15 protein-coding genes are annotated in these 14,835 nt (G+C 69.1%); 6 read left to right on the plus strand and 9 right to left on the minus strand.

Going from position 1 to position 14,835, the window contains the following annotated elements; translation table 11 throughout:
* Window positions 1-35: 35 nt before the first annotated feature.
* From RZ1_RS10415 to RZ1_RS10430, 4 genes are all read right to left on the minus strand, one after another.
* Entirely contained in the window at window positions 36-1,487 is a 1,452-nt protein-coding gene (locus RZ1_RS10415; RefSeq protein WP_072811719.1) for a nitrate/nitrite transporter, read from the minus strand.
* Between the two features lie 126 nt (window positions 1,488-1,613).
* Complete coding sequence (locus RZ1_RS10420; RefSeq protein WP_072811721.1) at window positions 1,614-2,468, minus strand: TIGR02569 family protein; 855 nt, start codon at window positions 2,466-2,468, stop codon at window positions 1,614-1,616.
* A 131-nt stretch (window positions 2,469-2,599) separates the two neighbouring features.
* Window positions 2,600-3,775 carry an adenylyltransferase/sulfurtransferase MoeZ gene (gene moeZ, locus RZ1_RS10425; protein WP_072811542.1) on the minus strand — a complete coding sequence of 392 codons (1,176 nt, stop codon included), beginning with the start codon at window positions 3,773-3,775 and terminating at the stop codon, window positions 2,600-2,602.
* A gap of 82 nt (window positions 3,776-3,857) precedes the next feature.
* Window positions 3,858-4,769 carry a DUF3152 domain-containing protein gene (locus RZ1_RS10430; RefSeq protein ID WP_238071988.1) on the minus strand — a complete coding sequence of 304 codons (912 nt, stop codon included), beginning with the start codon at window positions 4,767-4,769 and terminating at the stop codon, window positions 3,858-3,860.
* 301 nt (window positions 4,770-5,070) lie between these two features.
* Here RZ1_RS10430 and fasR point away from each other — a divergent pair, with 301 nt between their 5' ends.
* A complete protein-coding gene (gene fasR, locus RZ1_RS10435; RefSeq protein WP_072811546.1) occupies window positions 5,071-5,745 on the plus strand; it encodes an HTH-type transcriptional activator FasR in 675 nt (224 codons plus the stop codon).
* Window positions 5,746-5,844: 99 nt separating this feature from the next.
* Here the strand turns inward: fasR and RZ1_RS10440 are convergent, their stop codons facing one another.
* Window positions 5,845-6,075 (minus strand): DUF3107 domain-containing protein, encoded by a 231-nt coding sequence (locus tag RZ1_RS10440; protein ID WP_072811548.1) that lies wholly within the window; start codon window positions 6,073-6,075, stop codon window positions 5,845-5,847.
* A gap of 45 nt (window positions 6,076-6,120) precedes the next feature.
* Window positions 6,121-6,825 (minus strand): ferritin-like fold-containing protein, encoded by a 705-nt coding sequence (locus tag RZ1_RS10445; protein ID WP_072811550.1) that lies wholly within the window; start codon window positions 6,823-6,825, stop codon window positions 6,121-6,123.
* A 204-nt stretch (window positions 6,826-7,029) separates the two neighbouring features.
* Here RZ1_RS10445 and RZ1_RS10450 point away from each other — a divergent pair, with 204 nt between their 5' ends.
* On the plus strand, window positions 7,030-8,664 hold the full coding sequence (locus RZ1_RS10450) for a DEAD/DEAH box helicase (RefSeq protein WP_072811552.1): 1,635 nt from the start codon (window positions 7,030-7,032) through the stop codon (window positions 8,662-8,664).
* 6 nt (window positions 8,665-8,670) lie between these two features.
* On the plus strand, window positions 8,671-9,888 hold the full coding sequence (locus RZ1_RS10455; RefSeq protein WP_072811554.1) for an Rv3212 family protein: 1,218 nt from the start codon (window positions 8,671-8,673) through the stop codon (window positions 9,886-9,888).
* Window positions 9,889-9,927: 39 nt separating this feature from the next.
* On the opposite strand, the gene RZ1_RS10460 is transcribed toward RZ1_RS10455, so the two are convergent.
* Window positions 9,928-10,713 carry a ParA family protein gene (locus RZ1_RS10460; RefSeq protein WP_072811723.1) on the minus strand — a complete coding sequence of 262 codons (786 nt, stop codon included), beginning with the start codon at window positions 10,711-10,713 and terminating at the stop codon, window positions 9,928-9,930.
* 95 nt (window positions 10,714-10,808) lie between these two features.
* On the opposite strand from RZ1_RS10460, the gene RZ1_RS10465 reads away from it, so the two are divergent.
* Window positions 10,809-11,291: a GNAT family N-acetyltransferase gene (locus RZ1_RS10465; RefSeq protein WP_072811725.1), complete on the plus strand. Its 483-nt coding sequence runs from the start codon at window positions 10,809-10,811 to the stop codon at window positions 11,289-11,291.
* 3 nt (window positions 11,292-11,294) lie between these two features.
* Here RZ1_RS10465 and RZ1_RS10470 read toward each other — a convergent pair whose 3' ends face one another.
* Window positions 11,295-11,738 (minus strand): hypothetical protein, encoded by a 444-nt coding sequence (locus tag RZ1_RS10470; RefSeq protein ID WP_139281804.1) that lies wholly within the window; start codon window positions 11,736-11,738, stop codon window positions 11,295-11,297.
* A 47-nt stretch (window positions 11,739-11,785) separates the two neighbouring features.
* Between RZ1_RS10470 and RZ1_RS10475 the strand changes: the two genes are divergently transcribed.
* Together RZ1_RS10475 and RZ1_RS10480 are read left to right on the plus strand one after the other, a co-directional pair.
* Window positions 11,786-12,724 (plus strand): diacylglycerol/lipid kinase family protein, encoded by a 939-nt coding sequence (locus tag RZ1_RS10475; RefSeq protein WP_072811556.1) that lies wholly within the window; start codon window positions 11,786-11,788, stop codon window positions 12,722-12,724.
* 248 nt (window positions 12,725-12,972) lie between these two features.
* Window positions 12,973-13,227: a WhiB family transcriptional regulator gene (locus RZ1_RS10480; protein ID WP_072811558.1), complete on the plus strand. Its 255-nt coding sequence runs from the start codon at window positions 12,973-12,975 to the stop codon at window positions 13,225-13,227.
* A 122-nt stretch (window positions 13,228-13,349) separates the two neighbouring features.
* Here RZ1_RS10480 and RZ1_RS10485 read toward each other — a convergent pair whose 3' ends face one another.
* Window positions 13,350-14,828: a sensor histidine kinase gene (locus RZ1_RS10485; RefSeq protein WP_072811560.1), complete on the minus strand. Its 1,479-nt coding sequence runs from the start codon at window positions 14,826-14,828 to the stop codon at window positions 13,350-13,352.
* Window positions 14,829-14,835: the final 7 nt, after the last annotated feature.

The following is a 14,835-nucleotide window of genomic DNA, read 5'->3' on the forward strand; positions in this document are numbered from 1 at the left end:
TCTCGTGCAGGGTGGATCAGTGCCGGGATGCGGCGTCAGACGACGGGGACCGTCGGACGGTCCACTTCGGCGGTCTCCGTGACGGTCGCCGCACGGGGAGTGCGCAGGAACACCAGCCAGGTGACGGCGATGCACACCAGGTAGAAGCCGCCGAAGACCCAGAAGGCCATGGTCGCGGACTTCGCCGCGCCGGCGTAGGAGGCGCGGAGCACCAGGTTGATGCCGACCCCGCCGAGTCCGCCGATGGCGCCGGCGAATCCGATGAGCGCGCCGGACATGGTGCGCGACCACGCTGCCTTGGCGGCCCGGTCCAGGTGCTCGAGGCTCTGCGCCTTCGCCTCGAAGATCGACGGGATCATCTTGTACACCGAGCCGTTGCCGAGACCGGACAGCAGGAACAGTGCGATGAACCCGAGGACGTAGGCGATCATGATGCCGCCATTGGGCGCACCGGCCGTGGCGTCGTCGAGGACACCGGCCACGATCAGGACACCCGCCGCCATCGTCATCGCCGCGAACGTGACCATCGTGATGCGGCCGCCGCCGATGCGGTCGGCGAGTTTGCCGCCGAACGGACGGGAGATCGAGCCGAGCAGCGGACCGATGAACGCGATCTGTGCGGCGTGCAGCGCCGCCTGCGCGGGGGTGTCGCCACCGGCGAGGAAGTTGATCTGCAGCACCTGGCCGAACGCGAAGCTGAAGCCGATGAACGAACCGAACGTGCCGATGTACAGGAAGGACACGACCCACGAGTCGCGGAACTTCAGTGCGGCGCCCATCGCCCGCAGGTCCGCCTTCTGACCGCCGAGGTTGTCCATGAACAGGGCCGCACCGACAGCCGCGACACCGCACAGCACCAGGTAGATCGCGCACACGATCCACGGCTCGGTGTTACCGACGGTGGCGATGACGAACAGGCCGATGAGCTGGATGACCGGGACACCGATGTTGCCGCCGCCGGCGTTGAGGCCGAGCGCCCAGCCCTTGAGCCGCTGCGGGTAGAACGCGTTGATATTGGTCATGGAGGAGGCGAAGTTGCCGCCGCCGACACCAGCGATCGCGGCGACCAGCAGGAACGTGGTGTACGAGTGGCCCGGCTCGAGCATCAGGTAGAGCGTCGCCACAAGCGGCACGAACAGCACCACCGCACTGAAGATCGTCCAGTTGCGGCCGCCGAAACGCGCCGTCGCGACGGTGTAGGGAATGCGCAGAATCGAACCGACCAGGGTCGGCACGGCGACCAGAAAGAACTTGCCGGCGGCGTCGATGCCGTAGACGTCGGTGGGCATGAACAGCACCATGACCGACCAGATGGACCACACCGAGAATCCGACGTGCTCGGCGATGACGGACCAGATCAGGTTCCGCTTCGCGATGTCCTTGTTCCCGGACTCCCACGCCTCGACATCCTCGGCGTCCCAGTGCTCGATGTTGTGCTTGCGTGCGAATTTCGCTCGCAGCGTTTCGTTTTCGATTGCCACAGCCACCCCGCCCACCTCTCTCGGATTCGTGTCGAACCCAAGGTAGGAAGTGGGTGTTGCCGCGGTGCTGCCCGCGGTGACCTCCGCGTCAAGAGTTTCTCACGCACGCGCAGGCTGCCCTGTGAGGGTGGCCTACAGCAGGAGCCGGACCAGATCGGAGGTGTGCGCCAGGCCGGGGAACGCCTCTTCCGTCGAACGCGGATGCAGCGCGTGCACGGCCAGCCGGAACATCACCGCACGCAACAACATCTGCGGCCACTCGGGCAGATCGTCCCAGCGGCCGATCAGCGCGTCGTCGGCGCCACCCCACGACAGCGCGTCGACGGCGGCGACGGCCGCCGCCCACGACGCGGGTCGCCAGTACGGCGTGATGTCGGTCAGCCCGGGCGCGGCCCGGCCTGCGAACAGGACCGTCCCGAACAGGTCGCCGTGCACGAGCTGGTCCGGCAGGTGCACGGGTTTACGGAAGGTTGCGAGCTGGTTGATGAGATCGAGGCTTTTGCGTCCGTCCGGTGTGGTGGTCTCGGGAGCTCCGGCCGCCCGTGCCGAACGCAACGGCACGGTCTCCCATGCTGCGCGGTCGGCGGCGACGAACACGTCGACATCTGCCCACGGCGCGACCGGAGGCTGCATGAGGAACCGGGGACGTTCGAGTTGCGCGGTCGCGGCGTGCAGGCGCAGCGACAGCGACACCACCTCGTCGTGGCGGGGTTCGGAGGCGCCGACGATGTAGGTGTCGGCACGCCATCCGGACACGACGTACCGGCCGTCGGTGGAGCGGACCGGCCTGGCCAGGCGCAGCCCGTCGACGCTGAGCGTCTCGCGGACCTTCGCCGACCACGCCGCACGCGCGTGATCGGCGACCGGAGAGAGCACAACGTCACCACATCGCCAGCCGCCGTCCCAGTCCGAGCCGAGCGGTACCGGTTCGGCATCGCGAAGACCGAACGTGGAGCGCACGTGCTGCGGGGGTTCGAGTGGGCTCACGACGCTCACCGTACCGTCGTGCGCTGTGCGATCGGGGAAGGCACTCCGTTGTCGAGGCTCACAGGATCCGGTGAACCCGCACGGTCCGGACGGTGTCCCCGCCGCGCCGCAGCCCCGATACCACTGCGGTGTCAGTACAGCGGCAGCGACGGATCGACCTGCTGCGCCCACGCGACGACGCCGCCCTGCAGGTGGGTCGCGTCCGCGAATCCGGCGCGTTTGAGTGCGGCGAGCACCTCCGCGGACCGGATGCCGGTCTTGCAGTACGCAACGATCGGAACGTTCTGTGGAAGTTCCGCGAGCGCCGAGCCGGACAGGATGCGGTCCTTGGGAATCAGGCGGGCGCCGTCGATGTGCACAATGTCCCACTCGACGGGTTCACGGACGTCGACGAGCGCGATCTCGCGGCCGGAGTCGAGCATCGCGCGCAATTCCGTTGCGGTGATTGTGGATTCGGCGGCAGCGGTCATGCCCTCGTCGGACACCACTCCACAGAACTCGTCGTAGTCGACGAGTTCGGTGACCGGGACGCGGCCCGGATCGCGGCGCAGCGTGACGGTCCGGAACGTCATCGAGAGGGCGTTGTAGATCATCAGCCGGCCCAGCAGGGTGTCGCCGATGCCGGTGATGAGCTTGATGGCCTCGGTCGCCATGATGCAGCCGACGGTGCCGGGCAGCACTCCGAGGACCCCGCCCTCGGCGCAGGAGGGCACCATGCCGGGCGGCGGCGCCTCCGGATACAGGTCGCGGTAGTTCAGGCCCATCCCGTCGGGCGCGTCCTCCCAGAACACCGACACCTGGCCTTCGAAACGGAAGATCGATCCCCAGACGTAGGGCTTGCCTGCGAGGATCGCGGCGTCGTTGACGAGATAGCGGGTCGCGAAGTTGTCGGTGCCGTCGACGATGAGGTCGTATCCGCGGAACAGGTCGACGGCGTTGGTCGTGTCCAGCCGCACCGGGTGCAGGCGCACGTCGACGGTGTCGTTGATGCCCGCGATGGTCTCGCGGGCGCTCTCCCCCTTCGACCGGCCGACGTCGGCCTGGCCGTGGATGATCTGGCGCTGCAGATTGGAGCTGTCGACCTCGTCGAACTCGACGATGCCGATCGTGCCGACCCCGGCCGCGGCGAGATACAGCAGCGCCGGGGAGCCGAGTCCGCCCGCGCCGATGAACAGCACCTTCGCGTTCCGGAGCCGTTTCTGCCCGGTGACCCCCACGTCCGGAATGATCAGGTGCCGGCTGTACCGGGCCACGTCTTCCCGGGTCAGTTCGGCGGCGGGTTCCACCAGCGGTGGCAATGCGGTCACGACAAGCTCCTCGGCACACTCGACGGCACAGGGAACATTAGTCCCCTGGGCGTGCGGCCCGTCGCCTCCGGCGATGCCGGGATCACCCGCGCGGGAACGGCCACGGGTTGAAGCGGCAGATCAGCCCGTCTGCGGGTACGACTCCCCCGGGGTCGACGCGCGCGATGTCGTCGTTGGCGACCCCGAACGTCTGCTGCATCATGATCGGCGCGAGACCACCCTGACTCCGGCACGGTTCGTGCCCGGCGAAACCGAGGGCGTGACCGACCTCGTGGTTGATCTGGTACTGCCGGTACGAGCCGATGTCGCCCTGGAAGGCGACGGCCCCGCGCACCCACCGGGCCTCGTTGAGCAGCACCCGTTCGATGCCGGGGTTGAAACACGATCCCTCGAGCGGAATGTCGAAACCGCAGTACCGCCGGATACTCATCTGCGAGGTGAGCGAGATCCGGAAGTCGGGTTCGCCGCCGTCGACGCGCCGGAACGCGAAGTCGGGGCTGTTCGTCCAGCTCTTCGGGTTCGCGAGGGTCTCGTCGACCATCCGGGCGAATGCGGCTTCGCCGCCGTAGCCGGTCGCGTCCACCCCGTCCTCCACCTCGACGGTGTAGGTGTACACCTTCTTCGTGCCGGCGCCGACCTGTTCGGTGCTGCCGGGCACCAGGTGCCAGGTGCCGGCACCGGCCACGGTGAACGGCCCGCCGTCGGGAAGTTCGCCCGGGCCGGTACCGGCCGGGAACAATCCGTCCGGCGTGGGCACCGCGGCCGCGGGCACGTCGGGCGCGACGGCGGAGTCACCGGACTGCGCCGGTGCCGCGCGCACCGCGTCCCACATGACGAAGGCGGTGACGGCGACGAGAACCGGGATGGCATAGGCCCGCCACCCGTAGGTCGAGACGAAGCGACCCACCCTCGACTGCTTGCGTACGGCGCGCTCCGGCCGGGGGCGCCGGGCCGGCCGATCCTCCCCTCCGACGGGGTCCCACTGTGCGCGCAGCGGCTGGTGCGACGCCCGGCGCGGTTCCCCGGATGCCCGGTGCGGTGTCTGCGGAGTGCCGGCTGCGGGGCCTGTCGCTCGTGATCCTCCTCGGTCGGTCACGGCTGCCAGGATGTCACATCGCGCAAATTCGTCGGTGGCGTCGCTCCTGGGGACGTGCGACGCGGGGATACTCGTCGGTAGGGCGGTACACCTCCGCGAAGTGCGCTGCCTGTAACCTGCAAGGACGATCGATGTCGACAGTGGTGTCCATCACCTTGGCCTCCGTCACTGCCGACGACTGTGCAGATTTGGGAGCGACATGACCGAACTCGCCGACCGCACGTCCGGCCGGGGCAACACCTCAGGTAACGGAGCCAAGCGGGGCGCACGAATGCCTCGCGAGGAACGTCGGGCCCAGCTCCTCGCCGCCGCGAGCGAGGTCTTCGTCACCCGGGGCTACCACGCCGCGGGAATGGACGAGATCGCCGAATGCGCCGGGGTCAGCAAGCCGGTGCTCTACCAGCACTTCCCCGGCAAGCTCGAGTTGTACTGCGCGGTGCTGCAGAGCTACGTCGACATCCTCATCGCCAGCGTCCGTCAGGCGCTGCGTTCGACGACCGACAACCGTCAGCGCGTGCGCGCGGCCGTGCAGGCGTACTTCGACTTCGTCGACAACGACTCACAGGGTTTCCGCCTGGTGTTCGAGTCCGATCTGATGGGCGAGCCGCAGGTCGCGCAGCGGGTGGAACAGGCCACCGAGGCCTGCGTCGACGCGGTGTTCGACCTGGTCAGCCACGATTCGGGGCTCGACCCCTATCGTGCCCGCATTCTGGCGGTCGGACTCGTGGGCACCAGTCAGTTCACCGCGCGTTACTGGCTCGAGGCGGCGCGGCCCATCCCGAAGGAAGACGCGGTCGACACGACCGTCGCCCTGGCCTGGGGCGGGCTGAAGCACGTGCCGCTGCAGCCCGAACTGCGACTGCACCGACCGTAGGTCCACCGACAGCACCGTTCAAGGTCACGGGCAGCACCGAGACCGGATACGACGAAGGGCCGGGGCGAATGCCCCGGCCCTTCGGTCGTCCCGCCCGGATCAGCCGGCCGCGAACCCGACCTTACGTATGTCGGCGGGGCCGATCTCCACGTACGTGATGCGCGTCGCCTGGACGAGGAGCTTGCGGCCCTTCTCGTCGACGAGGGCGAGCACGCCGTCCGTGCCACCGGCCAGGGCAGTCGTCACCAGCGCCTCGACCTCGTCGGGCGTCTGGTCACTGACCACGGTGAGTTCGCGCGGGCTGTCCGCGACACCGATCTTGACCTCCACGGTGGACCTCCGAAATCTCAGGGCTCTACAGCTGTCTCCGTCAGGTTAGTGCAGTCCGAGCACTGCCATCCGTTTGGCGTGCTCGACCTGCATGCGATCGAACAGCGCGGCGATGTTCGTCAGGTCGCCGGTCGCGGTGATGACGAGGTCGGCGAGGTCTTCCTGCTGCGCCATCACGTACTGCGCCTGGGTGATCGCCTCACCGAGCAGTCTGCGTCCCCACAGCATCAGCCGGTCCTTCTCGAGGCTGCTCTTCTCGACCGCGGTGCGCACCTCGTGGACCACGAACTCCGAGTGCCCGGTCTCGGCGAGGACCTCGCGCACCACCGACGCGACCTCCGGGGCGAGCGTGCCGGCGATCTCGCAGTAGAAATCGGCGGCGATTCCGTCGCCCACGTGCGCCTTGACCAGCGATTCGAGCCATGTCGAGGGGGTGGTGCACGCGTGGTAGGCGTCGAGGGACCGGCGGAACGGTTCCATTGCCGCGTAGATCTCGACGCCCCGGGCCTCGAGTGCCGCATGCAGAGTCTCGAAGTGGCTCATCTCGGCGGCAGCCATGCTCGCCAGCGCGACCCGACCGCGCAGGGTCGGGGACAGTTTCGCGTCCTCGGCGAGGCGGTAGAACGCGGAGATCTCGCCGTAGGCGAGGACCGCGAACAACTCCGCGACGCCCGGGTGATCGGCCGGAACCGGTGCCTGCGCGAAGGCTGGTTCGGATGCTGCTGCGGACGGCGACGTTTCGGCTCCCATGACGACAAAGCGTAGTACCGCAGGGTCCTGTTCGCCGGAGCCGGTACAATGGGCCTGGAAGGCTGTGCTTCGAGCTGTCGAACACGGCCCGCAGTCTTCAACGATGATGTGCGCGCACCCGACGCCGATCGCGCTCGCGCCTCGCCGAGCTCACCGCGATGCTCGCGCTGAGGCGCTGATCCGGTCGCCTTCTCCACCTCGTGCGTGCGTGCCGAGACCAGGAAGGCCAGACCCCTGAGCAAGATCACTGTCGACCACGAAGACGACGCCACCGAAACCACCGTTTCCGCACAGCTCGATTCCACCCACCTCGCTCCCACCTTCGGCGAGCTGGGTGTGCGCGACGAAATCGTCCGTGCCCTCGCCGAGCACGGCATCGAACGCACCTTCGCCATCCAGGAGCTCACGCTCCCGCTCGCCCTCGCCGGCGACGACCTCATCGGCCAGGCCCGCACCGGCATGGGCAAGACCTTCGGCTTCGGCGTGCCGCTGCTGCATCGCGTCACCACCGCGGGATCCGGAACCACCGCCCTCGACGGCACCCCTCGCGCCCTGGTGATCGTCCCGACCCGCGAGCTGTGCATCCAGGTCACCGGCGACCTGGAGAACGCGTCGAAGTACCTGCCCGGCAGCGGCAAGAAGGGCCTCGAGGTCCTCGCGATCTACGGCGGCCGCCCGTACGAGCAGCAGATCGACCAGCTGCAGAAGGGCGTCGACGTCGTCGTCGGCACCCCCGGCCGCCTGCTCGACCTGGCGAACCAGGGTCACCTGATCCTCGGCAAGATCGGCGTGCTCGTCATGGACGAGGCCGACGAGATGCTCGACCTCGGCTTCCTTCCGGACATCGAGCGCATCCTGAACATGGTCCCCGACCGGCGTCAGACGATGCTGTTCTCGGCGACCATGCCGGGACCGATCATCACCCTCGCCCGCACGTTCCTGACGCAGCCGACGCACATCCGGGCCGAGGAGCCCGAGTCGTCGGCGGTGCACGAACGCACCAACCAGCTCGTGTACCGGGCGCACGCCCTCGACAAGGCCGAGCTCGTCGCCCGCGTGCTGCAGGCCGAGGGCCGCGGCGCCACCATGATCTTCACCCGCACCAAGCGCACCGCCCAGAAGGTCGCCGACGACCTCGTCGAACGCGGCTTCGCGTGCGGCGCCGTCCACGGCGACCTCGGCCAGATCGCCCGCGAGAAGGCCCTCGACAAGTTCCGCAGCGGCAAGATCGACGTACTCGTCGCCACCGACGTCGCCGCGCGTGGCATCGACATCGACGACGTCACCCACGTCATCAACTACCAGTGCCCCGAGGACGAGAAGACCTACGTGCACCGCATCGGCCGCACCGGTCGCGCAGGACGCACGGGCATCGCGATCACGCTCGTCGACTGGGACGACCTGCCGCGCTGGGAGCTCATCGACAAGGCACTGGGCCTGGACATGGCAGAGCCGGTCGAAACGTACTCGAGCTCGCCGCACCTGTTCGAGGAGCTGAACATCCCCGAGGGCGCGACCGGAACGGTCCGCAAGGCCCGCGCGGAGGGCACCGGCGACGCGGCCGACGGCGAAGCACGCCGCGAACGTCCGAAGCGCACCAGCACCCGGGTGCGTCGCCGCACCCGCGGCGGCCGGTCCGTCACCGCGGACGCCGGCACCCCGGACACTGCAGCTCAGGACACTGCGGCCCCGGGCACGGATGCCACCCCGGCCGACAGCGCCGGCGCGGACGGCGACGCCGCCCCTGCCCGGCGCCGCCGCCGGCGGCGTCGTGGAGGCTCGTCCTCCAACGCCACCGCAGCCACGCAGGACACGGTCTCGGCCTCGGCCGCCCAGTAGCCGCGCGTGCTCGCTCCCGAGCGCCGCACGCGCGCCGACCTGATCGTCGCAGCCGCACTCGCCGTCGCCATCGTGGTGGCGGCGGGTGTGGTCTGGCTGCGATCCGACGCGCGCGGCACCACATCGATCACGTGGGACGGGCCCGTCGCCGTCCCGGCGGCGGCGACCACGGTTCCGGCGACCCTCACCGAGGTGTGGCGTGCCGCCAGTGCCGCCACCACGCGACCGCTCGCGGTGGGTGGGACCGTCGCGACCGCAGACGCCGGCAGCGTCGTCGGGCGAGATCTGGAAACCGGTGCCCGGCACTGGAGCTACCAGCGGAACATGCCGCTGTGCGCGGCGGCATCCGCGTGGCAGACGATCGTCGCCGTCTACCGGGACCGGCGCGGATGCGGCCAGGTCACGCAGCTCACCGCGGCCGACGGGGCTCGCGGTGCCCAGCGCACCAGCGACGCCGACGATGCGATCGTGCTCGTCGACGCCGGCACCCACCTGATCTCCGCTGGCGACACCCGTCTCGAGATGTGGCGCTCGGACCTCGTCCGCACCGTCGAATACGGACGCGTCGATGCGGCCGTCAACCCCAACGCGCAGCCACGGACCGGGTGCACACTGCTGTCCGCCGGCGCGAGCGCCACCCGGCTCGCCGTCGTCGAGCGATGCCGGGGCGAGGCCGCCGACCGGCTGACACTTCTCGACCCCGTGCCCGACGACAATCAGAAACCCGAGGAGTTCGCGTCCTCTGTGCTCGCCGAGTCGGCAGCCGACACGATGGGTACGCGCGTCGTCGCCGTCGCAGGCGATCGCACCGCCCTGTACCTGCCGCCCGGCGACGGGACCGGACCGCGGATCCAGGTCTTCGGGGAGGCAGGGCAGGCGACCGCCGAGTACCCGCTCCCCCATCCGGCCACCGACGCCGCGACCGTCCCGGCGAAGTCCAGGGACGGGATCGTGACGTGGTGGACCGGAACGGACACCGTCGCTCTCGGATCGGCGGATCTGGCGCCGCGCTGGACGGTGCCGGACACCATCGGCTGGGGCGATGCGATGGCCGGTGCCCTGCTGCTGCCCGTCGACGACGCCCTCGCGGTCGTCGACCCGGCGACCGGCACGGTGCAGGGCCGCATTCCCGTCGATCGTGACGAGACCGGCCCGGTCGCCGTGACGGTCGCGGGCAGCACCGTCCTCGAACAGCGCGGCGACGAGGTCGTCGCGCTGCGTTGAGACCGTCACGCCGAGGCGCGGCCGCGCGGGTCCGAACCGCTACTGTGCGAGCGTCACCAGGTCCTTACCCGCCCAATACCCGAGCAGGTTCTTCGCGAGCTCCCGATAAGCCTCCGCGCCCTTGTTCTTGCGGCCGGCGAGCACGGTGGCGCCGGACGCCGACGCCTCCGCGAACCGCACGGTCCGCGGAATCGGCGGCGACAGCACCGGCAGGTCGTATCGATCCGCGACGTCGGCGAGCACGTCCCGGCTGTGCGTGGTGCGCGCGTCGTACAGGGTCGGCAGCGCACCGAGCAGTTCCAGATCGGGGTTGGTGACCTGCTTGACCTCCGACACCGTGCGCAGCAACTGGCCGACGCCACGGTGAGCGAGGGTCTCGCACTGCAGCGGCACGAGCACCGCCTCGGCGGCGGTCAGCCCATTGAGGGTCAGCACGCCGAGCGACGGCGGGCAATCGATGATCACGACGTCGAAGTTCGCGAGCAACGGCGCCAGCGCCCGCTTCAGCGCGAATTCACGCCCCGGGCGCATGAGCAGCAGCGCCTCGGCGCCCGCGAGATCGATCGTCGCGGGCAACAGGCTCACCCCCTCGTCCGTGTCGAGCAGAGCCTCCTTCGCTTCCGCGTCCCCGACAAGCACGTCGTGCACCGACCGTTCCAGCCGGTCCGGGTTGTGCCCGAGAGAGAATGTCAGACACCCCTGAGGGTCGAGGTCGACGACGAGTACCCGCTGCCCCACCCCTGCCAGTGCCGCCCCCAGCGACGCAACGGTGGTCGTCTTCGCGACGCCACCCTTCTGATTTGCCACCGCAAGTACCTTTGTCACGCGTCGATCCTCGCGCACTTCGTGCCCGCACGCGACAATTGACGACACTTCGCGAACCCGCGAACCGCAAACTCCCCGAAAGGATGCAGCCGATCGTGATCCGCCGCGCCCGCCCCGACGACGTCGACGCCGTCACCGGCCTGATCTACGGCCTCGCCGAGTACGAGAAGGCACCGGACGAGTGCACCGTGGTGCCCGAGCAGATCCACACCGCCCTGTTCGGACCGAACCCGGCGGCATTTGCGCACGTCGCCGAGACCGGCGAAGGGGAGGTCGTCGGACTGGCACTGTGGTTCCTGAACTTCTCCACCTGGGACGGCGTGCACGGGATCTACCTCGAAGACCTGTTCGTGAGTCCCGAGCACCGCGGGCACGGATACGGACGCGCGCTACTGGCGGCGCTGGCCGCCGAATGCGTCGACCACGGCTACAGCCGGCTGAGCTGGTCGGTGCTGGACTGGAACACGCCGTCCATCGGGTTCTACCGTGCGCTCGGGGCGGTCCCCCAGGACGAATGGACCACGTTCCGGCTCACCGGCGACGCCCTGACGGCGCTGGGCACGGAGGGCGGCAACTAGCCGTCAGTGGTCGTGCGGGTCTGCCTCGGGTTCGGCATCCGGTGCGTAGTCCTCGGCAAGCCAGGTCGTCGTCTGCGGCGCGAACAGCAGCACCAGAGCGGGCAGGACGATCACCGAGAGCACGATGCCCAGCACCACCTGGTGGGAATCGGTCAGCAGCGACCATGCCACCGGCAACAACAGCAACTGCGCGACGACGGCGACGGCCCGGCCCCAGCGCTTGCCGCGCAGCAACGCGATCCCGGCGGCGAGCACCCCGCCGAACAGGATGCCCAGCCACAACGCCAGGCCGTATCCGTTGGTGACGCTCTGGTCGTGGGTACCGGACAGGGCTCGCACGACCGAGTACACCGCGAACCCGATCGCAACGGCACCCTCGAGGACGACAAGGGAACCTGCGACGCGCACGGTCGGCGGAACAATGCTGCGGTGGGACTCGATGGGCACCCGGCCAGCGTAGTGGACCCGATCGTGACCACTTAGGCTGATGCTCCGTGCGCGCACTGCTGATCGTGAATCCTCACGCGACGACGACCACTCCCGCAGGTCGGGACCGGCTCGCGCACGCGCTCGGCCGCAGCGTCGCCCTCACCGTCGCGCACACCACACATCGCGGTCACGCGGCAGAGCTGGCCCGTTCCGCGCACGCCGACGGCATGGACGTGATCGTCGCGCACGGCGGCGACGGCACCGTCAACGAGATCGTCAACGGACTGCTGGGGTCTCCGACCGATCCGGCCGATCCGACCCTGCCGCTGCTGGCGGTCGTGCCGGGCGGTTCCGCGAACGTGTTCGCGCGGTCGCTGGGGATGTCCGCGGATCCGATGGAGGCGACCGAACAACTTCTCGGGCTGCTCTCCGAGCGCACGCATCGCCGGATCGGACTCGGTCACTGCGCGAACCGATGGTTCGTGTTCAACGCGGGACTCGGGCTGGACGCACAGGTCTGCGAGGCGATCGACCTCAGCCGGGCCGAGGGGAAGAAGGTCACGACGGCCCGGTACGTGCGGCACGCGATCGCACAGTTCTTCGCGTCCAGGCGCGCCGAACCCGCCCTCACGGTCGAGATGCCGGGCCGCGAGCCGGTGTCCGGGATCTACTACGCATTCGTGTCGAATTCGAGCCCGTGGACGTTCCTGGACACGCGCCCGGTCCACACCAATCCGGGCACCTCGTTCGAGACGGGCCTGGGTGTATTCGCGATGCGCACGATGGCCGTGCTGCCGAGCCTCCGCGTCATCGGGCAGTTCCTTGCGCGGCACGGTAATCCTCGGTCGAAGCATCTCGTGCGCGCCGACGATGTGGAACGGGTCCGAGTGGTCGCGTCGCGGCCGATCGGTCTCCAGGTCGACGGCGACTACCTGGGCCTTCACACCGATGTCGAGTTCGTGTCGGTGCCCGCAATACTCGATGTGGTGGCCCCCGCGCGATGAATTCCGCCGCTGGAATTATGTGAATTCGGTTACATTCGCGCTGTCAAGAGAGTAAAAAGTTAGATCGACAACATGCCTGAACACCGGCGGCGTGAGCTTCCCCACGGTCGGGGCGAATTCTATTGACTTCACGCTCGTTCGTGAAAGCATTCACAAGTAACCGCGCGGAAACACTCGTCGGACGCGCGCATGAACTTGCAGAGACCATCACCCCGGTGCGGAGAGCACCTTCGAAGGAGAGTAGAAGCATGGACTGGCGCCACAAGGCAATCTGTCGCGACGAGGATCCGGAGCTGTTCTTCCCCGTGGGAAACAGTGGCCCGGCCATCGCGCAGATCGCTGATGCCAAGCTCGTGTGCAACCGCTGCCCGGTCGTCGCCGACTGCCTGACCTGGGCCCTCGAGTCCGGCCAGGACGCAGGCGTCTGGGGTGGCATGAGCGAGGACGAACGTCGCGCGCTCAAGCGTCGCAACGCCCGCACCCGCGCACGCACCGCCGTCTAGACGGAACACGGACGCAACCCTGCATCGCTGCGGGGCAGTCGTCGCAGGGCAAGAGGACAGCCCGGCACCATTTCGGGTGCCGGGCTTTTGTCTGTCCGTAGCAGGCCGGGCGCAGGACCCGGTCAGGTCACCGGCACCCGGCCGAGCGGCAACCGCAGATGCGCGTCGGTGCCGCCCGACCCCCCTCGCTCGAGCCGGAGTGACCCTCCGAGCTCCGCAGCGACCAGGGTCCGGACGATCTGCAGCCCGAGCCGATCCGCCTCCTCCAGCACGAAACCGTCCGGCAGACCCTTGCCGTCGTCGTTGACGACCACGTCGAGCCAGCGCGCCGAACGGTCCGCCCGCAACGTCACGGTTCCGTGCACGCCCGGATCGAAGGCGTGCTCGACGGCGTTCTGCACGAGCTCGGTGAGGACCATGACCAGCGGTGTCGCCCGGTCCGCAGGAAAGACGCCGAGGCTGCCCTCACGCCGCACCCGGATCTGGCTGCCCACCGTCGCGACGTCGATGACGATCGGGATCAACCGGTCGACGACGTCGTCCAGGTCGACCTCCTCGTCCACCGACATCGACAGCGCCTCGTGCACCAGCGCGATCGACGTGACACGCCGCACCGCCTCGCCCAGCGCCTGCTGGGCCTCCGCATTTCCGGTGCGCCGCGCCTGCAACCGCAGCAGCGCCGCGACCGTCTGCAGGTTGTTCTTCACGCGGTGATGGATCTCGCGGATCGTCGCGTCCTTGCTCAGCAACGCGCGATCGCGGCGTTTGACCTCGGTGACGTCGCGGATCACGACAGCCGCGCCCTCGAGCCGACCGCCGGGTGCCAGCACCAGCGCCCGCAGCAGCACCGTCGCACCGCGCGCCTCGATTTCCATGCGCTGACCGATTCGCCCCTCCACCGCACCGCTCAGATAGTCGGAGACGTCGCGGCTCTCGAACGGGTCGGTGACCAGCGCGCGCGTCGTCGCGATCAGGTCCTGACCGACCAGATCTGAGTTGAGCCCCATGCGGTGGTATGCGGACAGAGCGTTGGGGCTCGCGTACACCACACGCCCCTCGCGGTCGAGGCGGATGAACCCGTCGCCGGCGCGCGGACTCGACTTGGTGTCCGATCGGGACTCCGGCGTCGGGAAGGTGCCCTCACAGATCATCCGGTACAGCGCGTCGGCGCATTCGAGATAGGCAGTTTCGAGCGCGCTCGTCGAGCGCCGGGATGCCCGTGCGGCATCACGGCTGAGCACCGCGATGACCCGACCGTCCCAGCGCACCGGCACGGCCTGACGGCGCATCGGAATCGGGTCGGCCGGGTCCACGTCCGCGACGACGATCTTGCCGCTCTCGAAGGCCTTCGGAACGTACGGATGCTCGTCCTCGGAGACGACCGTCCCGACGGAATCCTCGGGCAGCACGGTCGAGGCCGTGGTGGGCCGGCACTGGGCCACGCAGACGATCCCGCCCGGTTCGGCGTTGACCCACAACAGCACGTCCGCGAACGACAGGTCTGCGAGCAACTGCCACTCCGCGACGACGCGTTGCAGATGGTCCACTGCCCCGCCGGGCAGGTCGGTGTACTCGGCGAGCAGGGCGCTGAGGGTGGACACCGGTCTC

The sequence above is a fragment of the Rhodococcus zopfii NBRC 100606 = JCM 9919 genome, from assembly GCF_001895025.1.
GTDB classification, from domain to species: domain Bacteria; phylum Actinomycetota; class Actinomycetes; order Mycobacteriales; family Mycobacteriaceae; genus Rhodococcus; species Rhodococcus zopfii.

Excerpts from the sequence above, each read along its gene's own strand:
- fasR (WP_072811546.1), top strand. The coding sequence starts at position 5,071 with ATGACCGAACTCGCCGACCGCACGTCCGGCCGGGGCAACACCTCAGGT.
- RZ1_RS10445 (WP_072811550.1), bottom strand. The coding sequence starts at position 6,825 with ATGGGAGCCGAAACGTCGCCGTCCGCAGCAGCATCCGAACCAGCCTTC.
- RZ1_RS10480 (WP_072811558.1), top strand. The coding sequence starts at position 12,973 with ATGGACTGGCGCCACAAGGCAATCTGTCGCGACGAGGATCCGGAGCTG.